Here is a 26000-nt window from a genome sequence, read left to right as displayed (position 1 = left end):
CTTGTAGTAATTTCAGTTACGAAACATGTAAGCTATAGTTTATTTATTGAAGTATTTTTTTGAATAATTAAAGTTTATTGAGAGTATTCTTTAAGTTTTACTGCCAAATCACTAGCAAGCTTCGTAGCTACATAATTTATACGTTCACCATCACTTAAAGGATTTTTTTCTCTAACTTGTACTAGTTGTTTGTACTTGTAAGATAACGCTCTCTCATCTCCTCTGTAAGAACCCCACTCATGATTAAACTCATAAGACTCGCTAAAAGCTTCGGTTTCTAATAATCTAGCTGTTTGTACATCAAGTATTTTGTAAGAACCACTCATTCGCGCTCCAGCGGTTTTGTTGTATATTGTAACAACAGCACTCACTTCTTTGTCTCTGTAAACAGCTTCAGTTTTACCATCTGAATTTTTCTTTTCTCCAACTTTAACTTTTACATTGTCTTTAACCTGTTGGTTTTCACTGGTAACTTGTTCTCTATCTGATATAATTTGGGTGATTCTTCCAGTGAGAATTTCTTGAACACCTAAAACTTTACCTATTTCAACTAATGTATTATCATCTAATAAACCGCTAGCTCCTAACTTTTGCTCGTTTATTACTAATTCAAGTTGTTCTCTATCTATAATTTCAAGAAACTCCATTGCACTTTTATCATCGAAGATAGAAGCAATTACTTGATCTGTAATATATTCTCCCAAAGCTCCATAATTTGTTTTGCCACTTTTATTTTCAAATGGTATAATGGCTACACGTGTAGTACCTGCTTTTCTGGCATCTTCATACTTTTGTGCTGCATCTCTATAACCTGGGACATAACCAAGAGCTTTTTTAAATTCTTTGGCAGCAGTTTTATTATTATCGATTCCTCCATTTGCCATAAGTCTTAGCGCTTCCTGATAGTGAGATTCAGCAGCATCTTCTTTACCTCTTTCAAGGTTTTGTTTAGCTTCTGCCAACTCATTATAGAACTCTTTATACTCTAGCTCTATGTTTCTTCTTTTCATACTGAAAGCAGCAGGAGGAAGGTTTTTTACATCATTGGTGTATTTAATAAGTGTTTCGTAACGCGTTATAATTTCTCTCCTTTGCTCCACAGTATTGTCACTACTATACGATGCAGAAGATGCTTTTAACATAGCAATCTTATCCTCGTAATCGTTAATAAATCGAGGAAAAGCTAGTTCAAGTACTTCTTGAGCTTGCGTGTTTTTTTCGGGTTTTTCGTAAAGTGAATTTACAGCATTAATTACTGCATCATCAAATCTTCTTTGCTCAAAAGCTTCTTCAGCATTTTTTCTAAATCGTCTTTGTTGTGCTGTACACTGAGTTAGTGATAGGGCGAAAATTAATAAGAAAATAGAATACAGCTTGTCGTGGTGACTCATAATACTCTTTGTGTTTTATTCTAAGATAAGTTATTAAATATTAAAGTGTTAGTTTCTGTATTTATTACTATTTTATCTTAATTCTGCATAGTTGTTATTAAAATTCTTTTTTCTGCGAGCAAAACTTCTTCTTTCTTTTTGAATCCTCTGGTGTTTGCAAGCACTTCTTCCAAATCATCTATGATAAAATCATAGCCATATTGATTTCTCACATTTAATGGGCTAAATGTAACAGTTTGTGCATTAACTTGAAGCGTTTCTACACCAAAAGGTCCAGTACATTCAAAATCTTCAGGAATTTTATATACTTTATTCACATTAGATTCATCTATGTAGTAATTATCTAAAAGCAATACTTTACTACCATCTGCTGTATGATATATAAATCTTATGTAGCAAGGCTTATTTACTTTTACATATACATTCATGGTTTCACCTTCAGTATAAATTAGGTTTTCTTCTCCATGATTCGTCCAAGTGTCCACTATTAATTCGCTGCCAGAAATATCGTCTTTAGCAAATGTTTTTAGCTCAGAATATGCCTCTTCAAAATTCTCTGGTTTAACAAATATATTATTATCGGTTAAGAGCTGGGCAGACATTGAGCCTTCCATACTTGCAAGTGCTTTTCCAGTTTCAATATCTCTCAGAATAGAAATTATTCTCACTTTCTCACCTTCTTCCCAAAAGGTACCAGTAATTATATAAAGTGGTTTTTGAGAATCTGTAGTGGAAGTTTCTTTAAATGGATTAACGTCTGCATAATAATTATCAGCAGATGCACTAGCAATTGGATAATCAGCTACATCAACTAGCATTTTTTCAAAAAGAGTACCCCATCTTTTAGAAAACTGACTAGTCATTTTAGTGTCTTGATAAGTGAAATTAGCCAATCTAATTGGTCGGGTTGGTTTATTTGTTTGTAACTGGTAGCCTTTTGCCATCATGAAAGCAAGATCGCTTAAGTTGAGATTGTTACTCTGCTGTATATTGGCTATAGCTTCATTTACTGTGTATTTGTAGCTGTTTATTTCTTCAATTGATTTTTCGATTTCACTTACAATACCTCCTTCAAGAGCGATAATAAGTGTATAAGCTTCTTCTATTTCTCTAAAAAGCGGTAATGTTTCAAAGTAATTCTTAAGGGCATTTTGGTTGTCACCTCTAGCATAAAAGTTATCAGCAGATTGCATTTTTCTAGAAATGGTTTCGCCATTTTTTTTAATTTGATTCACATAACTTTTAACCAAAGTAGGTCTGTGAGCATAAGCAATGGCATAAGCTTCTTTTTGTTTTTTATCGTAATAAGTTTCAGTTTGTAAACCAGTAAGGTTTACTTTAGAATAAGATGCACTCGTCTTTTTAAAATACTCATGTGTTTGAGTATTTACGTTTGTAATGTTAAGTGTACCAATACTTTTAATTGTAACATTTATAGATTCTATTAACTGAATACGTGCATACTCAAGCAGTTCTTCTTGTGTATCGTCTGCATCATAAGATGAAACATTCCCATCAGAATTAAAACCTATAACATATTCTGATTTTGGAAACATTGATATTCTATCTTCATACTCTGTCCAAGAAGGTTTTTGGGCAAATACGTTCATTGAACATAGCAACCAACCTGAAATATTTAGGAAATAGATAAACAATTTGCGGGATATCATATGTTGATTTTTTTTGTGGATTAAGCTCCACGCTAATAACAAAAAATAAAAAAAAGGCTTAATTATATGTCTATAACCATTTTAACCTTCAACACGGATATTAGACGAAATATTACCAGTAAAGTTCTTTAAATTCGATTTTTACCCTTAATATTCATCATTTATAATTGAATTATTTAAAGTCATTAACTTTTATAGCTTGATAAGTTTACTTTGAAAGGTAATTGATTGCAGGCGAAAGAATGAGTATGTTTGGCAAATTTTAGTTCTATATTAAGAAGTTCCTAAGTTTTATTCCAAAGAATATTGAAAAATAATTTATTATGCGCTTTTTAGGCAATGTACTAGCTACAGTTATTGGATTAATAGTTTTTGTTTTATTGTTAATTTTTGGCTCCATCTTTTTGGTTACAGCTATTTCTTCACAAAGTCAGGAAGTTGTAAAAATAGAACAAAACTCAATTCTTAAGTTAACATTAGATCGTCCAATTCAGGAAAGAATTGAAGAAGAAAACCCTTTTGATGACCTTGATATTTTTCCTGGAATGAGCCCCGTTCCATTGGGTTTGATTGAATTAAAAGGAGAGATAGAAAATGCTAGTCTTGATCCAGATATTGAGGGGATATATTTAGAATTAAGTGTAGTTTCTGCTGGCTTTGCCACTTTAGAAGAATTGAGAAACTCACTTATCAAATTTAAAGAATCTGATAAATTTATAGTTGCATACGGAGAGTATTATAGTGAAGGAGCGTATTATTTAGCTTCAATAGCAGATGAAGTTTACCTAAATCCTGCAGGATTAATGGAGTTTGATGGATTAAGTACTGAGATTGTTTATTACAAAGAGTTTTTAAACAACATCGGGATTGAGCCAGAAATATTTAGAGTGGGAGAGTATAAAAGTGCTGTTGAGCCTTTTCTTAGAAATGATATGAGTCCTGAGAATCGTTATCAGATTCAAGAATATATGGGTGATTTACACCAGCATTATCTTGAAAAAGTAGCTGAAGCAAGAGAAATTGATTTACCTACGATTACCGAAATTTCAGATAATGCTCTTATACGTAAGCCAGGTGATGCAGTTAAGTATAACCTTGTTACTGATACTGTTTATTACGATCAGGTATTAAGTATTTTAAAAGCTAGGGTAGGAGCTGGAGATGATGGTTTAAACCTGATCTCTTATAAAAAGTATACAAAATCAACAAGGTATAACCGACAAGACTTTTCATCTAATAAGGTGGCAGTAATCGTAGCAGAGGGGCAAATAATTTCTGGTGAAGGCGGTAGTGGTTTTTTAGGTGGAAATAAGATTGCAGCAGAGATTAGAAAAGCCAGAAATAATGAGTCTATTAAGGCGATTGTTTTGAGAATTAATTCTCCGGGAGGTAGTGCACTAGCTTCTGATGTAATGTGGAGAGAAGTAAAACTTGCTGCTGAGGTGAAGCCGGTAATTGCTTCAATGTCTGATGTAGCTGCATCTGGTGGATATTACATGGCAATGGCTGCAGATACAATTGTGGCTTACCCAAATACAATAACAGGTTCGATCGGAATTTTTGCCCTTTTATTTAATGCAGAGGATTTACTAACCAATAAAATCGGTTTAAACTTCGAAACTGTGAGTACAGGTAAATTTTCAAATTTGGCTAGCCCAACTGAGCGATTCTCTGAAGCAGAAAGACAGTATCTTCAGCAAAGTGTAGAGAGAGGATATGAGTCTTTTGTAGGTAAAGCAGCAGCAGGTAGAAACCTTTCTATAGATAGCTTAAAAAGCTTGGCTTCTGGTAGAGTATGGACAGGTAGCGATGCAGTGGAAAGAGGATTAGTCGATTTTGAAGGAGGGATTGGCGATGCGATACGAATTGCAGCAGAAAGTGCAGGTTTAGGAGATGATTACATGGTGAGGTATTATCCAGAAAAGAAAGATTTCTTAACGGAATTACTCAATAATCCAATGGATCAGGTAAATAGTATGTTCTATTCTGATGAACAAAAATTGTTAGCTCCATTAGTAAAACAAATGGAGAAATTGAATGCTATGGAAGGAACGCAAGTATTACTGCCATTTCAGGTAAATAGTTTTGAGTAATAGAATAGCTTGAAACCAAAAGAACAATCTCCACTAAGACAGCATAGTGGGGATTTTTTTTAATTACAGTAATCATTATTTACTCTAAAATATTGTTTGCCATCTAAGTAGAGTTTTTCATTTCTTAATTCTGTATTGTACGTGCTCTTTGAGCCATCATTAAAATTTAAAACAAGAGTACCAGAGTTGCCATTTCCGAAGGCTTGCCATCTACCAGTATATTTTGAATCTGCTACAATAGAGGCTCCATTGCCAAAACCTCCAGAATTATCTTTATAAGCAAATGAGCCATCACTACATAGGTAAATGTGAATTTCCATATAAAAACCAGTATCTGATTTAAGATAAGATAGTTTTCTCCCTTTCATATATGTGCCCCAATCTGCAACAGCTCCAGAGCTAGTTGTTGCTCTTACAGGCTGTGAAAACTGGATGTTTCTTGCAAAACTTTCGACTTGTTGCTTAAATGCATTATTGTAATCTGCTGTTTCGCAAACTCCAAGTACTGTTGCTCCAACTTGATATGGAGATAGCCTACCGACAACATAACCTAAGGCTTGTCTTCCGTTAAAAACTCCTTGTAAAGCAGTGGCAACTCCATCATTACCAAAGTTTACAATTTCACCTTTAGTAGAAAGCTGTACACTTTGATCTGTTAAACCTTGCTGAGCTGCATATTTTAAGTCTGCCAAAGATTTAGATTCTTCATTAGGCATCAAAATCATAATTAGTTTTTGGTCGGATGAGATAAAGTAAATAATACCATCACCTGCTTGCATAGTCCATCCATTAGGAGTCTGATAACCTATACCCCAATGTGCTACTGTCTGTAGTGCATTGTTATTTTGAGCGGTGTTTTGATTTGTATTTGCTTGATTATTTTGTTGAGTAGCTTGTTTTGTGAATATAAAGGTTTGACCTTCACTATTTAATGTAAGTTGATTGTTGTTAAGTGAGCCTGTAAATGGTATGTTTTGGCCATAATAGGCATAACTTCCAGAAATATTATTACCATTTGCACTTGCCTGCAGGTTAAAAGTACCTTCTGCACTTGCGACATGTCCACTAAAAACACCAGGATTATTTTCTTTAATTAATAAAGTTATCTGACCACTGGAATAAGTACCATTAAAGTTATTGTTTTGAGAAAAAGCTTGTAAAAATATAGAACAGAGAAGCGATAGGAGGAGTGTAGTAGCCTTCATAATCGAATAGTTTCAGTTAATAGTATATAAGATAATGATTTTTCCTACGGAAGGCAAAATAGGTAAGTTTGTTAAGGATATTTAATAATTCTATTTTATTAGAGATTAGTGCAAAAATCTATTCCTCTTCTTCATTTATTAGTTTTTGCTCAGAAGATTTTGTGGCAACTTCATCATTTTTCTTTTGTTCTTCTTTTGCCTTTTTTTCTTTTTTCTTCTTACCAAAAAGGCTATCGAAACTTCTGGTGTGCATTACACTTACGCCAGCAGTAGAGTTGTTTTCAATACCAGTGTTAAAGGAATTGTCATTACTTTTTCTGTACATTCTCACTCTTAAATTACCAGCTGGAGAAAGTAAATATTCCACTGTAATATCGCCTAATATACTAGATGCATCAGTTTGATTTTGTTGATTAGTAAAATCTCCAGCTCTGGTTACTCGCAGTCTTCCATCAAAAAAGTTATATGAAAGCCTTAACTGAAATGCATTAAGTGCATCGGCATCTAATCCACCCAAATCAAAATCTATTTCGAGGTTTTCATCAACCTGAGAAACCCAATAACTCAACTGATTTGCCAAAAGCTCACTTACACCTGTTGCAGCAGATCCTGAAATACCTGCAAATCGATCTTCAGGAGAAAGTTTTCTCAGCACTATCAAACTAAAAACCTGTCTATTTAGCTCCTGTTCGTCGTTTTTAATTCTTTGTTCGAATGCAGCTACATAACTTTCTAATGAAATACTAAAACCACCAGCAGCAACAGTAGCAGGATAGTTTTTAATGTCAATATCAAAATCAACAATTGGTTGAAGTAATTCTCCTTTCAAATTTAGTATTACATCAACAGGATACCTTCTTCTAATTTCTGGTTGGTTTACAATACTACTATCAGCTATAATTAATGGCGACAATGATGCTTGTTGGGTATAAGTAGCTTGTACATCCATTAACCCTTTGTATGGATCGCCTGTCCAAGTTATATGAGAACCTTGTAAAATATTAAATTTTTTATCGACAACATTTAGTAAGGTGAAGTTATAGGCTCCTTTTACAATTTCAACATCACCAAACATTCTAAATTCACCCTTAGTATCTATTTCCATTCTGAGGTTTCCAGCAGCATTACCTCTAATAATATCACCAGCTTTTTTATCAAAAATGATTTCGCAGTAGGCATCCGGATTAATTTGTAAATCCATATTAAAAAGTAAGGAGAATGATTCTTCTTGTTCTGTGGTAATGTTATTTGTAGAATCTTTTATAATATCACTTACAAAGGTGATAAAGTCTTGCTCTTCAACATTTTCTGAACCTTCTAAAGGAATATAAATCTTAGTGCCTTTTTCTGTAGATGCTTGAATATTAATTGCTAAATCTGAAAATGGACCTGAAAAATGCACACTTCCAGTTCCAATGGCAGTTCCGTAATAAAGTTTATCTTGTCCCTCTTTTGTATTTAAAACAAGCAACTTGTTCATTGCTGCCCATAGATCAATTTCGTAACTTCCAGACTTCCCTTGGTATATTGATCCGTTTAATTTTCCAGTATTTCCTTCGTGATCTGTAAGCCCGAAATTTTTGAATCGAAGTAGATCATTATCAAAGAAGATAGTATCTTCAAAACTATAAGTAGTATTCAGATAATTTACTCTAAGACTTCCATCTTTTAAAGCTAAAATACCATCAAATAGTGGAGATGAAGGTGAACCTGAAATCTGTAATTTTCCAGTTGCGACTCCGTCAATTTCTGTAAATACTTCTTTTAAAAAGGGCTCTGCAATAAAGAGTGGTGCCTCTTTTAAGATTGCATTCAAACTAAACTTTTCTGTATCAGGTGCTTCTGGGGCATAATATCCATTAATGTCAATAGAGTAATATTTTTCTCTGCTCAAGTCTGCATCTATTATGAGCCTTTCAAGTTTATCACTCCATGTTGAATTAGCGGTTAAGTTTCCAAGAAAATATTCATCTATAGCTAAACTATCTATTGAAATATCGCTAATATATCTTGGCGCATCGTAAATGTCTTTTATGCTAACTGTGGCATTTAAAACACCATCTAGTTTTTTATTACTGTAGTTGTTTAACATGCTCATTTCAAAGTTTTTGAGCATAATATTCATAATTTCCGAGGTGTCTTGCGAAATAGTCCCATCTAGTAATAATAGGTGATTTTGGTTTGCAAAACTCACATCTTCAAAATGGATATCTTGATCTGCAAATACAATTCTGTTTAAACCATTTTGAATCCACCTTTCATTCAAAAATAAAAAGTTTGTATTAGTCAAGCTGATATCAAAATGACCAGGGTAGAATGCAATGTTTCCATTTAGGTTTGCTTCATCTTCAGAAAGGGCATGGGCAATTGAAGAGTTAAACAGAATGGCATTATTTAATTTACTGGTAGTGATATTTAAATTTTCGGTTTGAAAACCATCTAAGTTTTGTTTTTGAGATAGTAATTGACTTTCAAATAGGAAGTCAAGTGTATCAGAATTCTTTTTTCTATATCTTCCAGTAAACAATAAGAGGCTATCTTCTACAAACTCATAATTATTGTACTTTAAAGTATCTGCATGATAGCTTAAAAGTAATTCTGTAGTGTCTCCATAGGTTAAATTTCCTTTTAAGGTTGACTCTGGAGAAAGATAAACACTATCCATAAAGAGGTTTACAATACTGTTAATATCGTAGAGAGATAGATCGAAATCCATCCAGTAATTATGCAGTTTTTTTATCTCTTTATTTTTCTTTTTTCTTCTATTTATTTCTGCTTCCTCAATCTGACTAATTTCTTTTTCAACCTCTTCCAACTCTACATGGTCAGAAAACTGCTTCAGATATTCAAGTGCATCAGGATAAATATCAATTAAATCAAATGTGCCTTTAGTTTTAAGTTCAAACAGCTCTGAGTTTACCGAGGCATTTCTGATACTCGTAATAGAATCTTTGTTGGTATAAATTCCTAATTGTGAAAGCGATACTCCTTTATCTTTATAGCCGAGTGTACTTTCAAGAAAATCGAGTTTACCAGAAACATTTTCCCAGCTTAAACCACTAAAACGAGCATCTACATTAGTTTTTAAATAAGCACTATCTGTTGTAAAACCAAGGTAATGTAGATTTGCACTATCTATTTCTGACCAAAAATTGAATGTCTCATCTCTAAAATTTACTTCACCATCAATAAATAGGTCAATATTTGGGTCGTCTACAGTGAGTTTCCCTCTAAATAAACCTTCTTCAAAATGGCCATTAGTTTTTATTTTTTGATAAGGATAATTAAGGACTTCAATACTATTAACAGTTCCGTTAAAGTTGAAATTGGCACGTGATAGCGCAAGACCGCGACCTTCAATCTGGCCTTTCATATTTATTTTACCAATGTACTTTTGTTGGTCTATTAGTTTGCCTAACTCAAAGTTTTTGGCCAGAATCTTCCCAGAATAGTTGTTATCAGTGGTTTCTAGGTTTATGTCTGTTTCGAAATAACCTAAATCAGTTTCAAATATCCCATCAGTCACAAAGTCATTATAGAACCCAATAAAATTTCCATTGAATTTGACTCTTCCAAATTTTTGCAAGACTCTGTTCTGTTGTTCATAAAAGTAAGGGATTAGATCTGTAGTTTGAACATTGGATTTATTGAAATTTAAATCCATTAGTGTTTCATCAAGTGCAGGTAAACCTCTAAAAGCAATGTTTCCGGCTAATAAGCTAGTTTTTCCAAAACGTGTTTCCATTTGGTATAAATGGAAATTATTCACCTTCCCTCTAAATTTTCCAGTAATTTGATAAACATCATGCTTATCGGCCATATAGGTAGTAAATGCAGCCAAATCATCAGTGTGAATTACTGAGTTTTTGATTTCTGCCAAAATCTCAACCTCTTCATTAAAATTACTAAAAGCGGCTACAGTATCATAAGCCAGAACCAATGAGTCTCTCACAATACTTTTTCCTACAACGGCATGCAAACTTCCAAAAGTCATGAGTTGTTTAGTAAACCTGAAATGCGCATGAAGTTCATTTACCGATTTTTTAATATTACTTTCAGTAGCATGAATTTGGTGGGCTTCTAGTTCAATAGTATCAGCAGCAACTCTAAAATTGCTTACTTCACCATAAATGCCATCAAAACCGAAATGATTATAGTCAAACAATCCTTCTTCAAAAAAATCAGCCTCTGGTTTATTGTAGCTGAAAGACATGTTTTCTAGGCTACCATAGGTAATATGGAATTTTGGTTTTTTCTTCTTTTTTTTCTGCTCTTTACTTCTCGCCATATTTTGAATGGCATTAATAAAGCCTGTCATATTAAGAGTTTCTTCTCTTAAAAGATTTACTCTCCCTCTTCTTAAAATTACCTGATCTAGATATATATCGCCACCTTGAAGTACATTTTTAAACTGATAATCTATCACCAATTCATTTAGGTAGATCATTTCATTATCAGATGAGTCTTTAACATAGACATTTTCAAGTCTAATAACATCAAACCAGTCTATGTTTACCAGCTCTATACTTGTTTTATAGCCTGTGTTTTGAGAAAGGTAATTGGCAGCTTTTTCTGTAATTACTGTTTGGATAAAAGGGTATTGAACAAACATAATTATACCCATCAATAAAACTAAAACAGCAAATAGGGTACTACTAACTGTTCTTAACAGCCAGTTCATGATTCTAAGCTTCTTAAAGCTAATTTTCCTATTTTTGTCTTCGTTTTTCAATGTTTAACTAATATCATTTCCAATATATCTGAATTGATATTTAAAATACTTATACAACAATCCGACTTTTTTTTATCAAAATAACCATTTAAGTGAAGCATTGGCTTAAATTATTTTAAAAAAGCCGGAGTATTTTAAATTATTATGAGTGTAATACTAGCTATAGAATCTTCCTGTGATGAAACTTCCGCAGCTGTAATTGTCAATGGTCAGATGCAAAGTAACATTATTGCGTCTCAGTCAGTTCACGAAGAATACGGTGGAGTAGTTCCAGAACTTGCATCGAGAGAGCACCAGAAAAATATCGTACCAGTAGTAGAAAAAGCACTAAGAGATGCAAAAGTAAATAAAAATGCACTAGAGGCAATTGCTTTTACAAGGGGCCCCGGATTATTGGGGGCTTTACTAGTAGGTACTTCATTTGCAAAAGGGCTTGCAATGGGATTAAAAATTCCTTTGATAGAAGTTAATCACATGCAGGCGCATATTTTGGCTCATTTTATAAAAGAACCAGCGCCACAATTTCCTTTTCTATGTTTAACCGTTAGTGGTGGACATACTCAATTAGTTTTGGTAAAAAAACACTTGCAGATGGAGGTTGTTGGAGAAACTGGGGATGATGCAGTTGGTGAAGCATTTGATAAAACAGCTAAGTTACTTGGCTTACCTTACCCTGGTGGACCTTTAATTGACAAATATGCTCAAAATGGAAATCCGGAAGCTTATAGTTTCCCAAAAGTTCAAGCACCTGGGGAGTTAAATTTTTCTTTCAGTGGGATTAAAACGGCTATCTTATATTTTCTAAGAGACAATGTAAAAAAGAATCCAGATTTTATAAAAGAGAATCTAGCTGATATTTGTGCAAGTGTTCAGGCGACATTGGTAAATATTTTAATGGAGCAGTTGACAAAGGCTGCTCAAAAGTATCATGTAAAAGAAATAGGTATTGCTGGTGGGGTTTCAGCCAATTCTCATTTAAGAAAAATAATTGTGGAAACTGGGGAAAAGATGGGGTGGAATGTCTACATTCCAGATTTTGAGTTTTGTACAGATAATGCAGCAATGATTGCAATGACAGCTCATTTTATGTTTAAAGAAAAACTTTTTGCAGAACCTGATGTAAGTCCTATGCCACGAATGAAGTTATAAGTTTTGTGTTTTTTAAAGATTATATATTAAAGATTCTGTAGTATCGGTTACAAAAAAATAGAGTATGTCTTTTTCTGGTTAAGTAATTGTCTATGTAAGTTTTGAAAGGAAAAACTTTTCTCACATTCGTGCGTAAGTACTCCCGACATACACAATTAACTTTTTGCGATTATTATTTAACAATTTTTTCGACCAGAAACTATGACATATAAGAAGCTTTTTTTAACTGTAATTGTACTATTTTTATTTAGCATTTCTACAAATTTATTCGCACAGTTTAGTGCTGCTATTGGTCCCGGCTTTGCAAGCTATTCAGGAGATGTATCCGGAGAAAAATTCAATGATATTAGACCAGCTCTTAATATGGAGCTATGGTATCAATTCAATCGAAACCTCTACTTAAAAACGGGAGCTAGTATTTATCAAATTGCAGCTACAGATGTTTTCGAAGATAGAAATAGAGATTTTAAAGCGACAAATTTTGAGCTTTATACTTCACTAATGCTTGGTGGAGCTCCAGAGTGGAAGCTTATGCCTTTTGGTTATGCAGGTGTTGGCTTATCAACAAATGACCCTCAATATGCAATGAACACTGATCAGGGAAAAGTCTTTCTTGATGCAAAAGAATTGAATACAGAAAGTAGAGATATACCAGGTGCAGAACTTATAGTTCCTATGGGTATTGGATTAAGATATAGATTGAATGATAGAATTGCTATTGTTGCTGATGGAGGCTTAAGGTTTACCACTTCTGATTTACTTGATGGGCTTAGTACTCGAACAATTGAAGTGGCTTCACTTAGTCAAGAAGCTGTAAATTATTTTGAGACAATTAGACCAAATGGGATTAATGGTGCCGAAACTATTGGAAATGGTAATCCAGAGAAAAATGATGTATATGGTATTTTCTCAGTAAAGATATTGTTTAACTTAAATGGGAATGGTAGAAAATCTAACAGTATGCCATGCCCGCCATTTTATAGCTATTAAATTTAATTTCGAAAATAGATTTCAATTAGAGTATTTCTTTTTAGGAATACTCTTTTTTTTGTTTTTGGAATCAATTTCTCAGATTTATCACGTTAAGTGAAGAGATTTTTTAAGCTATGTTTTATTTTTTATCTAAGACAGTTTATCTGTTAGTAATGCCCTTAACTTGGGTGTTTTTTTTATTAATTGTTGCTTTATTCTCAAAGAGTAAAAAGGTAAGAAAAGGGTTGTTAATTAGTGCAATTTTGTTTTTGTATATCTGTAGTTGCCCAATTATTTCTAGAACTCTTATGAAATCTTGGGAAGTTCCAGCCAAACCATTTTCTGCTTATACAAAAAAATATAAAACAGGTATTGTGTTGGGTGGAGTTACTGATGTACATAAGCTTCCAAGAGATAGAGTATTTACCAAACAAGGTGCAGATAGAATATTGCACGCTGCAAAATTATACGACTTAGGTATAATTGAAAATATTCTAGTAAGCGGAGGTTCTTTTTTAGAAGATGAAGATGCTATTAGTGAAGCATTGCAAATGAAAAAAATATTAGTACAATGTGGTATTCCAGATTCTGCCATTTTTGTTGAAGGAAACTCATTAAATACAAGAGAAAATGCTATTGAAAGCGCTGAAATTCTGAAAGTAAAATTCCCTGAAGAGACACATTTACTAATTACTTCAGCCTTTCATATGAAAAGAGCTATGGGATGTTTTGAGAAAGTTGATTTAAACGTGGATGCCTTTAGTACAGACTTTTATACCAGTGATGGAAGTCTAAATGTAAACCCGTTAGAAAGCATTTATCCTACAGAAGAGTCTTTAAATATAACCTATCGGGTATCAAGAGAGGTTCTTGGGTTTATAGTTTATAGAGTATTAGGATATACTTAATAACAATTATTAAGATTTGTTAACTTTCTTATAGATGCTTGAAAATCAGTAGCTTTAGGTACATTATAATTTTTTCAGAATTAATTGTATTAATCTCATTCTTATTTAGAAATAAGGTTTAAGATTTATTAACTATTCTTGTGTAAGTTTTTTATAAGCATAGCTTAATGACCTTAAGAATTTTTTACTTATTACTGCTTTTTTTATCTATTAGCTCAAATCTCAAAGCTCAATGGAGTGTTGCATTTGGCCCAGGCTTAGCTTCATATTCAGGTGATGTCTCTGTTCCTGATATAAGTCATTTAAGAGCTGCTGGTAATCTTGAATTTTGGTATCAGCTCACACCTAACATATATGCTAAAGCTGGTGGTAGTATGTATCGGATCTATGCTGAAGATTATAATCCAAAAAGGAATAGAGATTTCAGAGCGGATAATTACGAGTTTTATACAGGGATAATATTAGCTGCATCTGCAGAAAAAGCAATAATGCCTTTTATTTCAGCTAGCATAGGAATCACTAAAGTTGATCCTGAACATAATGTTACTTTGGATGAAATTAATGGTGAATCTTGGCTGAGGTCGCGAGAGTGGAATTTAGATGGGCAACCAGTTTCTTCACCTGCATTGATTTTTCCAATAGGTGGTGGTTTAAGGTTTAGAGTTTCATCTACCGTATCTATTGTTGTAGATGGAGCATTAAGATTTACAAATACTGATTTGTTAGATGGTGTAAGTGCCTCATTAATAAATACTAATGAAATTAATGAAATAGCTAGACTATATTATGAGAATATAAGACCTGATGGAATAGATGATGATGTAATTGCCAATGGTAATCCTGCAATTGGAGATGTATATGGTGTTTTCTCAGTAAAACTGCAATTTGAGCTTGGAAGCCCAATTAGAATTAGGAGAAGTCGCTCATTTAATTCAAGAAGAGGTAGAGGAAAAGTTGAGTGCCCAGTTATTATACCAGAAAGTAACTAAAATCTCAAATTTGTTTTCCAAAGATTTCGATTTACCTTAGCTCAAGATAACTCAATAAATAACTTTGATAAAGTTTTCTTATGGTAGAAAATATTAGAGCTAAAATTCTTGATGAAGAAAAATTAAAAAATCTTAGAAAAGAGAATAAAGATAAAAAAATAGTTTTTGCATCGGGCTGCTATGATATATTGCAATCTGGTCATGCTGTTTTTTTTAATCAGTGTAAGAACTTTGGAGATATACTAGTAGTAGGTGTTGGTAGAGATAAAATTATAGAACAACTAAAAGGAATTGGTAGACCAGTAAATCCTGAAAATAACAGGGTATTCTTAGTTGCTTCAATTGGTGATGTGGATTATGCTGTTTTAAATGGTGAAGAGCTAGGAGAGGGTAAAATTGATTTTATGAACATTTTGGAAGCCTTACAACCAGATATGTTTGTAATTAATGATGATGATTCAGGTATCGATTTTAAGAAATCATTATGCAAAGACCTCTCAATTGAGCCTAAAACAGTATCCAGAGTTGTACCCGAAGAACTCATCCCAACTTCAACCACAAATATTATAAATAAAATCAATTACGCTTTTAGAGCACCCCTAAGAATTGATTTTGCAGGTGGATGGACTGATGTTCCATATATTATGTATGGAAAAAAAGGGTATGTTTCTAATGTGGCAATAAAACCACTAATAGAATATAAAAATGGTAGTTTTAATTTCTCTGGTTATCCAAGAGGTAGTGGCTTAAGTACTTCTACAGGAGCAAAACTGCTTGAACTAATTAGTGCCAAAAATTATAATGTAGAGAATAAAACTTTGCCTCAAATTGGTGAAGATCTTTTCAATCTTGAAAATAAAGAACTTCAATGGTTTATTGGTAGGCAAGATCAGTATTCTATAGTTTATGGAGGCTTTCATTGTTTCGAGTTTGGTGATGACTACGGTAAGGTTGTAGGAGAAGAAGTGCCAAGAGAAACGCTTGAAAAATTCAGACAAAATCTATTATTAATTCATACTTCCATCTCAAGAAATGCACAAACTGCTGTAGAAGAAGTTTATCGTAATCATAAAACACCAGAAGGTGTAGGTGCGATAGAGAAGCTTACTGAGTATGGAAAATCTTTTACAGATGCATTATTAGCTGAAGACTTCGATAAATGTGCAGAGATAATCGATGCTAACTGGCAGGCACAAAAACAACTTGCTCCATCTTGTACTACTCCTGAATTAGACGAAATGTACGATTTTGCTCTAAAAAATGGGGCAAAAGGTGGCAAGCTTTGTGGCGCTGGTGGTGGAGGTGCTTTTGTATTCTATTGCGAAGATCCTCAAAGTTTAAAAGTTGCCATGAAGAAACAGTTTGTAAGCTGTTTTGAAATTGACTTCGATTTTGAATACAACGATATCAGGAAATTAAATAAAATCTAAGAATCTATAAAAAAAGGTCAGCTACTTTAACTAGCTGACCTTTTTTATTGGCTTATAAATAGTATTATTCTTCATCTTTAACACAGCGGCAGCTTACAGCAACTTCAGGTGTAATTACGTTTTCTAACTCAGCGTAATTACCACTGTTACTAATTACTACCAATGCATTTGTTGCATTAAATTCATATTCAACTGGTGTTTGGCTATCTAATCCAGCAACTCCCCAGTAGCTACCATATTTGCCAATAGCTTTATAATCATCCTCCTTATACATACGGCCTCCGTATTGAGCATCAAAGTCACTAATGCCACCTTGTTTTAAAAAGCCACCTGCAAATCTTTTACCTCCAAACTTGGTTGCAAGTAACATCCAATCGTCATGAGTTGGGAGATGCCAACCTTGAGGGCATGCTTGTTTTGCAGCTTCAAAAGTATATAGTCTGCCATATTGGCTTGCATAGTTTTCACTATTTTGATAAGCATAAGAACCTGGTATTTGGTAATTTAAGTTTTCTGCCATCCAGGTTTTTTTAATCTCTGACCCACTTTGTGCAGAAAGAACAATTGTCATTGTCTTGTAGTTTTGAGGAGCAGCACCACGGCTGTCTGTCATTTCTCCATAAACTATTTTTTCTTTGCGGATTTCTTTCTTTAGATCATTAGCATTTCTAATCGGAGTTTCATTAGCACTTACAATCATAATGCTCGACTCACCCGGCTGGCAAAATGCTGGAATTGCAGTAATTCCGATGAGGCTGGCTAAAACCAGTTTCAATAATTTATTCATCTTCTGTTGATTTAATTATTTAAAAAATAAAATTAATGGCTAGTTACGGTTAGATAGATATGGATCTAGATGACTTATTTCAAAAATAATAAGTTTTTCAATTAGATTGAATTCGTATATTTCAGCATTAAATAAATTTGCATTGTTATTACTTCATTTTTTGCATTATGTTAAAAATAGTTCTGGTAATATATACTACCAAAATAACCACTATGCCCAACTGAATAACACTTGTAATTGTGGCTGCATCTACAAAAAAAATTAGCAAGGTGCCAATTAAAATGTAAACAGCCAATACTATTCCTAAAAAGCGTAATTCTTTTAAAATTTGCTGCTCATTCATATTTTTTAGTTTATAGTACTGTTGTTTTTCATAATTTCCCGCTCTTCTTTTTTCAATTTAAGGTTCCCCACAACATTGTAATAACTCGGGTTATTCAAGGCAAACATGATTAATAAGAGTATATAAACACCAGCAAAAAAAGCATGAGAAGTTAAAAAATAAAAAGTAAGGTTTAACAATGAAACAACCATTAACCAGCTAAACTTAGTTATACAGATATGGTAATATTGTTCTAATTTATTTCTTAAGCTACTGCCGTTTCTAGCTGCTGGTAATTTTTTAAAATAGAAAATAAATGATGAAAGTCCAGCTATAAGAAAGGTTCCTGCCAATATCTTGATTAGCAAAGCTGACATTGTTGCATAATAAGCTGTAAATGCATGTTGTCGGAAAATAAGATATAGCACCAGAAATATTGTGAGAGGAATACCAACCAGTATGTAAAAAACTCCGCGAAGCTTATTTAAATAATCTACTGAGTTTTTAAAGCTAATATGTTTCATGTAGTCTTCTTTGTTTATTTAGTATGATGTAGCAAGTATAATGATAAACAAGCTAATTCTGAGAGTTTGAGTTTCCCACATTGCTCATTTACTTCTATATCTGCTTTTCTCACTTTAAATAACAAAATTACCTCTTGTGTAAAAGCTATATTATTTCATCTATAATTTACGGCGGAAACTTTAAAATATCTTTGAGTTTCCATAGTTTTGTCATCATAAACTATGAGTAAATTGGATACAAAAGAAAGAATAATTTTAGCAGCCAGCAACCTCTTTTGGACCTACGGTATCAGAAATGTAAAAATGGATGATATCGCTAATGAACTATCTATTTCCAAAAAAACCATCTATCAATTTTTTAAAGATAAAAATGAAATAGTTACAATAAGTGTAAAGAGCCTTCTGGAAAAAGAAAGAATGTTTATTGAAGAAAAAATTGAACAGTCTGTTGATGCAATGGACGAACTTTTTATTTCTATTGAGTACTTCAAGAAGTTTTTTCGAACATTAAACCCTTCACTTTTAACAGACCTAGAAAATCATTATCCCGAAGCATGGGAAGTCTATCTGTATTATAAAGAGTCTTGTTTTAAATATAGCCTCATTAGCTCAATGAAAAGAGGAATTAGAGAAGGTATTTTTAGAGATGATTTTGATATAGAAATAATGGCTAGAATGAGAATGCAACAAGTTCAGTTTGCATTTGATTCTAAGGTGTTTCCACTACAGGATTTCGATTTTTTTGAAATACAAATTCAGTTTATTGAACACTTCGTATTGGGCATTTCGACTATAAAAGGATTTGAAAGAATACAAGCTTACAGAGAAAGTCAGAAAAAGAAAACCTAAAATTAAGATGTATCTAAACACAATTAGAAATGGGATATTACTTTTTTGTCTGCTGTTAACCCATTTAACGTTTTCGCAAGACAATGATAATAGTACTGCTTACTCACTGGAAGAGTGTGTGACGTTTGCCCTCCAAAATGCAGTTGCTATTAAAAATGCATACATAGATATGCAATCTGCAGATGCAAGTGTAAATGAGATACGAGCAGATGGCTTACCTCAAATTACAGGTCAAGTTCAGTTTATTGATAATTATAATTTACAGAAAACATTACTGCCAGAAAACTTCTTTGATCCTGAAGGATCAGAGTCTGTATTAGTGCCTGTACAATTGGGAGTGAGATTTAGTGGAAATGTTGGTGTAACACTTAATCAACTAATTTTTGATGGTACTTTTTTTCTAGGTTTAAAAGCTGCTAAAACCTATAAAGAGTTAGCACAAAAAAACATGGAAAGATCAAAAATTGAAACAGTTGAGGCGGTTACAAAAGCATATTATAATGCGCTTATTAGCGAAGAGCGATTAAAATTAGCTGAGGAAAATTATAACAGATTAGATACACTGTTGAGGCAAACTACTGCGATGTTTGAGAATGGTTTTTCTGAAAAAATCGATGTGGACAGGATAAGGGTGAATATGAATAATGTAAAATCACAGCTTGCAAACATTGAACAGATGAATCAGGTAAGTTTGATCCTTTTAAAGTTTCAAATGGGGATGAAAGTATCTGACCCTATTACTCTTGAAGGTAAAATTAGTGATGTGAAAGACGAATTTCTCCAAATTGATGGAAGAGAAGATATTAATTATAATAACAGAATTGAATACTCAATTAATCAAACACAGATCGAGCTAGATAAGCTTAATATAAAGAGATATAATGTAGGCTATTTGCCATCACTTTATGCATTTGCAGGAATTGGTGCTAATTCTGGAGCACAAGAGATAAGTAATTTAATGAATTTTGGTGATTACTGGTTTAGTAATGGAAATTATGGTTTCACCCTAAGTATTCCAATATTTGATGGACTCAGAAAAAAATATCAAATCGAGCAAGCACGCCTTACTCTATTAAAGTCAGAAAATAATAGTTGGAATATTGAAAATATGATTGAGACAGAGTTAGCACAGGCTCAAATAGCTTTAGAAAGTAATATAACTATTCTTAATAGTGAAAGAGATAATATGGAGTTGGCTGATGAAATTTATAGGGTGTCAAATATCAAATATCAAGAAGGTGTTGGTTCGAGTTTCGAATTGGTAGATGCTGAAACATCGCTTACTCAGGCGCAAACAAATTACTACAATGCGCTTTACAATGCACTAATTGCAAAGATTGATTACCTAAAAGCTATAGGTGAGTTAGGCAGTGAATAATTAAGATGCTTTAAAAAATTGAAATTTATACATACCATGAAATATTCTTATATAAAAGTTTTAGTAGTTGCCAGCTTGATTATGGGTGGTTGTGGTGGTCCAAAAACATCTGAGTCGATAGAAGAGAAGAAAAAGCTTCTTGCCACTTATAAAGAGGAGAGAGATGTTTTAGAAGAGCAAATAAAAGAATTAGAAGCAGAGATTGTAGAATTAAATGGCCCTCAAAAAAGAGAGCTTAGGCTTATTGAAGTGGAACCTGTTAATACTTCTGTTTTTAATCACTTTATCGAGGTTCCTGGAGAAGTTAAGTCTAATAAAAATATTCAAGTAAATCCTGAAATTTCAGGTGTAATTCTCAAAAGGAATTATGAAGAAGGTGCTTTTGTAAATCAGGGAGCAGTAATAGCTGTGTTGAGTGCGGAAGTCTTAAAAAAGAATATTGAAGAAGCCGAAACCAGATTGAGTTTGGCTACAAGTATTTACGAAAGACAAGAAAACCTCTGGAATCAAAACATTGGTTCAGAAGTGCAATATCTTCAGGCAAAAAATGAGAAAGAAGCCTTAGAAAAAAATGTAGAATCTTTAAAAGAACAATTGGCAAACGCTTATGTAAAAGCTCCTATTAGCGGAACACTCGACGAGTATTTTATGAATACTGGTGAAATGGCTACACCACAACAGCCAATTGCCAGAATTGTAAATCTTGCCAGTGTTGAGATTAATGCAGATGTTTCTGAAGTATATGTAAAAGATGTGCAAAAAGGTGATAAGGTAGATGTTTCATTTACAGCAATTGGAGAAGAAATGAAATTACCCATTTCTGCAGTTGGTCAGTTTATTAATCCTGAAAATAGAACTTTCAGAATAAACATGAAAGCACCAAACAAAGAAGGTTACCTTAAGCCTAACACATTAGCCATTGTAAAAATCAACGATTATACAAAAGAGGATGCCATAACTGTACCTTCTCATTTAATTCAGAAAAGTACAAATGGAGATTCATTCTTATACACACTTGAATCTAAAGACGGTAAGTTTTTCGCAAAGAAAGTGATTGTTAAACCGGGCAAAACCTATGCAGGTAAAACTGTAATTGAGTCAGGTATTAAAGCAGGAGATAAGGTTATTATTAAAGGATATGCCGAGGTGGTAGATGGTGAAGAAGTGAATAATGTAACTAATGCCTGATATTCAAATTTTTTAACTTACATGAAGTAAATCATGGCTGAAGAAAATAAGAAAATAACCCGCGAATTTGGTCTGAGTAGTTTTTCGCTAAACAACTCAACCAGCGTATTTATATTGATATTTATTCTAGTGTTGTTCGGAGCAATCACCTACAGCACAATGCCTAAGGAGCAATTTCCTGAGGTGGTAATTCCAACGGTTTACATCAATACACCTTATCCAGGAAACTCTCCGGTAGATATAGAAAACCTCATTACTCGTCCGATAGAAAAAGAGCTTAAGTCTATTAAAGGGATGAAGAAGTTAAATTCAACTTCTGCTCAAGATGTGTCGGTAATTGTAATTGAGTTTAATGAAAATATTGATATCTCTAAAGCGCTACAAGAGGTAAAAGATGCCGTTGATAAATCAAAGAAAGAGTTACCTACCGATTTAGATAATGATCCTCTTGTACAGGAAATAGATGTATCTGAGGTTCCAATCATGATCATCAATATATCGGGTGATTTCGAGATTGACCAATTAAATGATTATGCAGAGTGGTTAGAAGATGAGCTAGAAGAGCTAAAAGAGGTTTCGAAAGTAGATATTAGTGGTTCTGTGGACAGAGAAATTCAGATTAATGCAGATCTGTTTAAAATGGATGCGCGTAAGGTAACATTTAGTGATATTGAAAGTGCCATTGCGAATGAAAACATTTCAATGTCTGGTGGAGATATTCTTACAGACAATTTTAGAAGGTCTTTACGTGTAATCGCTGAGTTTCAAGATTCTAAAGAGATTGAAAATATCATTGTTAAATCTGAAGGACAAAATACTATTTACCTAAAAGATATTGCCGAAGTACAAGATACTTATGTTGAAAGAGATAGCTATGCAAGATTGGCTACAGGCGAATTTACAGATAAAGGCAACTATCCAGTAATTTCTTTACAGGTAGTAAAAAGAACAGGTGAAAACTTGATTGAGGCAGATCAGAAGATTAATGAGATGCTGGAAGATGCCAAAGGTGAACACCTACCAGAAAGTCTGAATATTGTAATTACAAACAATCAGGCTGATATGATGAAGTTGCAGTTAGATAATCTCGAAAACAGCATAATTTCAGGGATGATTCTGGTAATTCTTGTGCTACTATTTTTTATGGGATTGAGAAATGCACTTTTTGTTGGTATAGCAATTCCGCTTTCCATGTTTATGTCATTCTTGATTTTGGGTGCTACAGGTAATACTATTAACATGATGGTGCTATTCTCGCTCATTTTGGCGCTGGGCATGCTGGTGGACAATGCCATTGTAATTATTGAAAATATTTACAGGCTCAAAGAGCAAGGTATGACTAACATACAGGCTGCAAAAGAAGGTGTTGGTGAAGTAGCAATTGCGATTATTAGCTCTACATTAACAACTTTGGCAGCTTTTTTACCATTGGCATTTTGGGGTGGAATGATTGGCGAGTTTATGAAAGTTCTTCCTATTACACTAATCATTGTATTATCATCTTCACTATTTGTTGGTTTGGTAATTAACCCGGTAGTGGCTAAAGCCTTTATGAAAGTAGATAATACCAAAAGTCAAACAGCGGATAAGAAAAAGAAGCTAACTATATTGGCTTTGATAATGATTACACTGGCTATTCCAAGCTTCTTCATTTTTGAGACTTATCTGGTATTTAGTTTATTAATGTTTTCAGCGGGGATCACCTTGTTAAATGCTTATTTTTTCAGACCAGCCTCTTATTGGTTCCAAAATACTGCGCTTACTGTTCTTGAAAAGTATTATTTGGAAACATTGAGGTTTGCTTTAACTGGTGTGAGACCAATCCTGTTTTTCTTAGGTACTATTGTAATATTAGTTTTTTCTCTGTTTTTCTTTGGGGCTAACTTACCTGAAGTTGTATTGTTTCCAGACGCAGAGCCTAACAATGTTTTTGTTTATGCAGATGCTCCACTTGGTACAGATGTAGAAGAGACGAATAAAATAACCAAGGAAATGGAGAAGAAGGTATTTAAGGTACTTGAGCCTTATAGCGGAACCGTAAAATCAGTTGTTTCTAATATTGGCAAAGGAACCAGCGACCCCAAAAAGGCAATGACAGGTGATGGTGGTGGCAATGTAACTCCTCATAAGAGTAAAATTTCAGTGAGTTTTGTAGATTATCAAGATCGTAATGGAGTAAGTACGAGCAAGATTTTTAAAGAAATTGGTGAGGCAGTTAGAACTATTCCTGGCATTAAAGTATCTACAGATAAAGAATCAATGGGGCCTCCTGTAGGAGCACCTATTAGTATAGAAATTACAGGTGAAGATTACCTTACCTTAATCGAAGAAGCCGAAAAGCTAAAGCACGAAATTGATCAGTCTTCCATACAAGGGATTGAAGGACTTACACTGGAACTAGAAACAGGTAAACCTGAACTTCTTGTAAATATTGACAGAACAAAAGCCAGAAGATATGGCTTATCAACAGGAATGTTGGCAAGTACTATGCGTACAGCAATTTATGGGAAAGAGGTTTCTAAATTTAAAGATGGAGAAGATGATTATCCTATCCAGTTGAGGCTGGCAGATAAGTACCGTTACGATGTGGCTTCATTATACGAACAAAGGCTTACTTACAGAGATAATAAGGGTAAGTTCCACCAAGTACCAGTTTCTTCAATTGCAGATTTGGAGTATAGTACTACTTTCGGCTCGGTAAAAAGAAAAGATTTAGATCGATTGGTTACTCTAAGTTCAAACGTAATTGAAGGCTATAATGCCAATAGCATTGTTACTCAAATTCAAGACTTATTAGAAGACTATGAGATGCGAGAAGGGTATGAGTTTAAATTTGCAGGTGAGCAAGAAGAACAAGCTGAATCAGAAGCATTCTTGCTACGAGCATTAATGATTGCAGTTTGTGCCATTTTCATGATTCTAGTTTCTCAGTTTAATTCAGTAATCAAACCTTTCATCATTATCGGTTCAGTAATATTTAGCTTTATCGGGGTGTTTTTGGGGCTTAGTTTCTTTGGCGATCAGTTTGTTATTATTATGACTGGTGTTGGTATTATCTCTCTAGCTGGTGTGGTAGTAAACAATGCCATTGTATTGATTGATTATATCGATTTGACTAGAGAGAGAAAGCGAAAAGATATGAATCTAGACGAAAACATTCATATGGATAAGGAGACATTTATAGACTGTTTGGTAGAAGGTGGTTATGCGCGTTTGCGTCCGGTATTACTTACTGCGATTACTACTGTATTAGGTTTGGTACCATTGGCAGTTGGGTTTAACATAGATTTTTATGGCATGTTTGCTCATTTTCAACCGAATATTTACATCGGTGGTCAAAACGCATCATTCTGGGGTCCAATGGCTTGGACGGTGATCTATGGTCTTGTGTTTGCCACTTTCCTTACTTTGGTAATTGTACCTGTTATGTATCTTTTAACAGATAGAATTATCTATAGAATGAAAGGTATGAAAAAACTAAAACCTCAGTCTTAAAGCAAAGAAAACAGCAACAAAAGGCCTCTGTGGAAACATAGAGGCTTTTTGTTTTTCTACGAGTTATTATTTTGGCTTTTTATACCACTTGGTTATTAAGTTTAACAAATAGCTAAATTCCCCAAAATTTATTTGTCTGTCTATTTTAAGAGTTGTCTTTTTATTAGCTAGTTTGTAAATTGAAAGATACAATCGCAGTTTCCGTAATTAGCTCTATTTCTGAGTGAAAATAAATGTACTGGGCTATTATCTATGAATAACAATTTTTACAAAGGCTTCTATCCTGTATACAATGGTATCTATCTCTCTGAAGAAAATACCATAATAGAGCAATTGGCTGATGAAACTGGTTTTAGCAATCAGGTTCAGGAGATCAAGCTATCAGACGATGATAGAATTTCTATTACAGGAAATATTGTAAACAGAGGTTTTTCAATTTTTGATGTTCATCTATTTTCCTCCACAGAGCCAGGTTCACTTAGCTGTGTAGTTATGCCCAACTTCATCCTCGAAAAAACAGACATCTCTAAACTCAAAGAAGGTTTCCCATTTTTACTCGATTCTGAAGATTATTTTAAACTTGTTGAACATCTAGCTGGTATGATTCTCGTATCTTTGAGAGAAAACGGAGAAGGGGCACACCAATACGCCATGTGGATAAATGGAGATTGTTGGGGATTTGAGGTAGTAGGCCCATACGAATCTAGTGGTTTCTCCGTAAATTGATTAGAACGGTTTAATTAACTTTATGGATTTTTCGCTAATAATTCTTGCTATTGTAGCAGTAATCGCGCTTGTAAATATTGGCAAGCTACTTTCTGGATTTATCAAACTTGTAGTGAGAGTAATAATAGTTGGAGCAGCTTTATATGTAGGTTATCTTATTTATATTGGCGAATTGCAGTTCAAAATATAAAG

The 26000-nt window shown here is 33.5% G+C and carries 19 protein-coding genes; 12 read left to right on the top strand and 7 right to left on the bottom strand.

All coding sequences use genetic code 11. The features are described 5' to 3' along the window. Positions 1–74: 74 nt before the first annotated feature. Positions 75–1391, bottom strand: coding sequence for a CsgG/HfaB family protein (locus OQ292_RS04720; protein WP_284684900.1), 1317 nt, complete (start codon positions 1389–1391; stop codon positions 75–77). Positions 1392–1468: 77 nt separating this feature from the next. Further along, entirely contained in the window at positions 1469–3061 is a 1593-nt protein-coding gene (locus OQ292_RS04715) for a DUF4384 domain-containing protein (protein WP_284684899.1), read from the bottom strand. A gap of 323 nt (positions 3062–3384) precedes the next feature. Here OQ292_RS04715 and sppA point away from each other — a divergent pair, with 323 nt between their 5' ends. Beyond that, positions 3385–5154 (top strand): signal peptide peptidase SppA, encoded by a 1770-nt coding sequence (gene sppA, locus OQ292_RS04710; RefSeq protein WP_284684898.1) that lies wholly within the window; start codon positions 3385–3387, stop codon positions 5152–5154. Positions 5155–5213: 59 nt separating this feature from the next. Here sppA and OQ292_RS04705 read toward each other — a convergent pair whose 3' ends face one another. Both OQ292_RS04705 and OQ292_RS04700 read right to left on the bottom strand, forming a co-directional pair. Continuing rightward, positions 5214–6359 (bottom strand): hypothetical protein, encoded by a 1146-nt coding sequence (locus OQ292_RS04705; protein WP_284684897.1) that lies wholly within the window; start codon positions 6357–6359, stop codon positions 5214–5216. A gap of 118 nt (positions 6360–6477) precedes the next feature. Next, on the bottom strand, positions 6478–11040 hold the full coding sequence (locus OQ292_RS04700; RefSeq protein ID WP_284684896.1) for a translocation/assembly module TamB domain-containing protein: 4563 nt from the start codon (positions 11038–11040) through the stop codon (positions 6478–6480). Positions 11041–11235: 195 nt separating this feature from the next. Between OQ292_RS04700 and tsaD the strand changes: the two genes are divergently transcribed. From tsaD to OQ292_RS04675, 5 genes are all read left to right on the top strand, one after another. Next, a complete protein-coding gene (gene tsaD / locus OQ292_RS04695) occupies positions 11236–12240 on the top strand; it encodes a tRNA (adenosine(37)-N6)-threonylcarbamoyltransferase complex transferase subunit TsaD (protein WP_284684895.1) in 1005 nt (334 codons plus the stop codon). A gap of 201 nt (positions 12241–12441) precedes the next feature. Continuing rightward, positions 12442–13230: an outer membrane beta-barrel protein gene (locus tag OQ292_RS04690; protein ID WP_284684894.1), complete on the top strand. Its 789-nt coding sequence runs from the start codon at positions 12442–12444 to the stop codon at positions 13228–13230. Between the two features lie 290 nt (positions 13231–13520). Beyond that, positions 13521–14120: a YdcF family protein gene (locus OQ292_RS04685; RefSeq protein ID WP_284684893.1), complete on the top strand. Its 600-nt coding sequence runs from the start codon at positions 13521–13523 to the stop codon at positions 14118–14120. A gap of 167 nt (positions 14121–14287) precedes the next feature. After that, positions 14288–15109: a hypothetical protein gene (locus OQ292_RS04680; RefSeq protein ID WP_284684892.1), complete on the top strand. Its 822-nt coding sequence runs from the start codon at positions 14288–14290 to the stop codon at positions 15107–15109. An 80-nt stretch (positions 15110–15189) separates the two neighbouring features. After that, positions 15190–16539: an adenylyltransferase/cytidyltransferase family protein gene (locus tag OQ292_RS04675; RefSeq protein WP_284684891.1), complete on the top strand. Its 1350-nt coding sequence runs from the start codon at positions 15190–15192 to the stop codon at positions 16537–16539. A 64-nt stretch (positions 16540–16603) separates the two neighbouring features. Here the strand turns inward: OQ292_RS04675 and OQ292_RS04670 are convergent, their stop codons facing one another. The 3 genes from OQ292_RS04670 to OQ292_RS04660 all read right to left on the bottom strand — a co-directional run bounded on the left by OQ292_RS04670 (position 16604) and on the right by OQ292_RS04660 (position 18172). Continuing rightward, entirely contained in the window at positions 16604–17326 is a 723-nt protein-coding gene (locus OQ292_RS04670; RefSeq protein WP_284684890.1) for an FISUMP domain-containing protein, read from the bottom strand. 148 nt (positions 17327–17474) lie between these two features. Continuing rightward, positions 17475–17669: a hypothetical protein gene (locus tag OQ292_RS04665; protein ID WP_284684889.1), complete on the bottom strand. Its 195-nt coding sequence runs from the start codon at positions 17667–17669 to the stop codon at positions 17475–17477. A gap of 5 nt (positions 17670–17674) precedes the next feature. Continuing rightward, positions 17675–18172, bottom strand: coding sequence for a hypothetical protein (locus OQ292_RS04660; RefSeq protein WP_284684888.1), 498 nt, complete (start codon positions 18170–18172; stop codon positions 17675–17677). Positions 18173–18394: 222 nt separating this feature from the next. Between OQ292_RS04660 and OQ292_RS04655 the strand changes: the two genes are divergently transcribed. From OQ292_RS04655 to OQ292_RS04630, 6 genes are all read left to right on the top strand, one after another. Next, on the top strand, positions 18395–19021 hold the full coding sequence (locus OQ292_RS04655; RefSeq protein ID WP_284684887.1) for a TetR/AcrR family transcriptional regulator: 627 nt from the start codon (positions 18395–18397) through the stop codon (positions 19019–19021). A gap of 7 nt (positions 19022–19028) precedes the next feature. Continuing rightward, complete coding sequence (locus tag OQ292_RS04650; protein WP_284684886.1) at positions 19029–20399, top strand: TolC family protein; 1371 nt, start codon at positions 19029–19031, stop codon at positions 20397–20399. 36 nt (positions 20400–20435) lie between these two features. Then, positions 20436–21587 carry an efflux RND transporter periplasmic adaptor subunit gene (locus OQ292_RS04645; protein WP_284684885.1) on the top strand — a complete coding sequence of 384 codons (1152 nt, stop codon included), beginning with the start codon at positions 20436–20438 and terminating at the stop codon, positions 21585–21587. 33 nt (positions 21588–21620) lie between these two features. After that, on the top strand, positions 21621–25082 hold the full coding sequence (locus OQ292_RS04640) for an efflux RND transporter permease subunit (protein WP_284684884.1): 3462 nt from the start codon (positions 21621–21623) through the stop codon (positions 25080–25082). 252 nt (positions 25083–25334) lie between these two features. Then, positions 25335–25808: a hypothetical protein gene (locus tag OQ292_RS04635; protein WP_284684883.1), complete on the top strand. Its 474-nt coding sequence runs from the start codon at positions 25335–25337 to the stop codon at positions 25806–25808. 22 nt (positions 25809–25830) lie between these two features. Continuing rightward, positions 25831–25998, top strand: a complete 168-nt coding sequence (locus OQ292_RS04630; RefSeq protein ID WP_284684882.1) for a hypothetical protein — start codon at positions 25831–25833, stop codon at positions 25996–25998. Positions 25999–26000 lie beyond the last annotated feature (2 nt).

Origin of the sequence: Chondrinema litorale (assembly GCF_026250525.1) — a bacterium.
Lineage (GTDB): Bacteria > Bacteroidota > Bacteroidia > Cytophagales > Flammeovirgaceae > Chondrinema > Chondrinema litorale.
Note: the sequence above shows the minus strand (reverse complement) of the source record. Positions and strands in the feature narration are given on the sequence as shown.

Coding starts and splice junctions, on each gene's coding strand:
- OQ292_RS04715 (WP_284684899.1), bottom strand. CDS start 3,061: ATGATATCCCGCAAATTGTTTATCTATTTCCTAAATATTTCAGGTTGG.
- tsaD (WP_284684895.1), top strand. CDS start 11,236: ATGAGTGTAATACTAGCTATAGAATCTTCCTGTGATGAAACTTCCGCA.
- OQ292_RS04655 (WP_284684887.1), top strand. CDS start 18,395: ATGAGTAAATTGGATACAAAAGAAAGAATAATTTTAGCAGCCAGCAAC.
- OQ292_RS04680 (WP_284684892.1), top strand. CDS start 14,288: ATGACCTTAAGAATTTTTTACTTATTACTGCTTTTTTTATCTATTAGC.
- OQ292_RS04720 (WP_284684900.1), bottom strand. CDS start 1,391: ATGAGTCACCACGACAAGCTGTATTCTATTTTCTTATTAATTTTCGCC.
- OQ292_RS04670 (WP_284684890.1), bottom strand. CDS start 17,326: ATGAATAAATTATTGAAACTGGTTTTAGCCAGCCTCATCGGAATTACT.
- OQ292_RS04660 (WP_284684888.1), bottom strand. CDS start 18,172: ATGAAACATATTAGCTTTAAAAACTCAGTAGATTATTTAAATAAGCTT.
- OQ292_RS04685 (WP_284684893.1), top strand. CDS start 13,521: ATGAAATCTTGGGAAGTTCCAGCCAAACCATTTTCTGCTTATACAAAA.
- OQ292_RS04705 (WP_284684897.1), bottom strand. CDS start 6,359: ATGAAGGCTACTACACTCCTCCTATCGCTTCTCTGTTCTATATTTTTA.
- OQ292_RS04635 (WP_284684883.1), top strand. CDS start 25,335: ATGAATAACAATTTTTACAAAGGCTTCTATCCTGTATACAATGGTATC.
- OQ292_RS04700 (WP_284684896.1), bottom strand. CDS start 11,040: ATGAACTGGCTGTTAAGAACAGTTAGTAGTACCCTATTTGCTGTTTTA.
- sppA (WP_284684898.1), top strand. CDS start 3,385: ATGCGCTTTTTAGGCAATGTACTAGCTACAGTTATTGGATTAATAGTT.
- OQ292_RS04650 (WP_284684886.1), top strand. CDS start 19,029: ATGTATCTAAACACAATTAGAAATGGGATATTACTTTTTTGTCTGCTG.
- OQ292_RS04640 (WP_284684884.1), top strand. CDS start 21,621: ATGGCTGAAGAAAATAAGAAAATAACCCGCGAATTTGGTCTGAGTAGT.
- OQ292_RS04665 (WP_284684889.1), bottom strand. CDS start 17,669: ATGAATGAGCAGCAAATTTTAAAAGAATTACGCTTTTTAGGAATAGTA.
- OQ292_RS04645 (WP_284684885.1), top strand. CDS start 20,436: ATGAAATATTCTTATATAAAAGTTTTAGTAGTTGCCAGCTTGATTATG.
- OQ292_RS04690 (WP_284684894.1), top strand. CDS start 12,442: ATGACATATAAGAAGCTTTTTTTAACTGTAATTGTACTATTTTTATTT.
- OQ292_RS04630 (WP_284684882.1), top strand. CDS start 25,831: ATGGATTTTTCGCTAATAATTCTTGCTATTGTAGCAGTAATCGCGCTT.
- OQ292_RS04675 (WP_284684891.1), top strand. CDS start 15,190: ATGGTAGAAAATATTAGAGCTAAAATTCTTGATGAAGAAAAATTAAAA.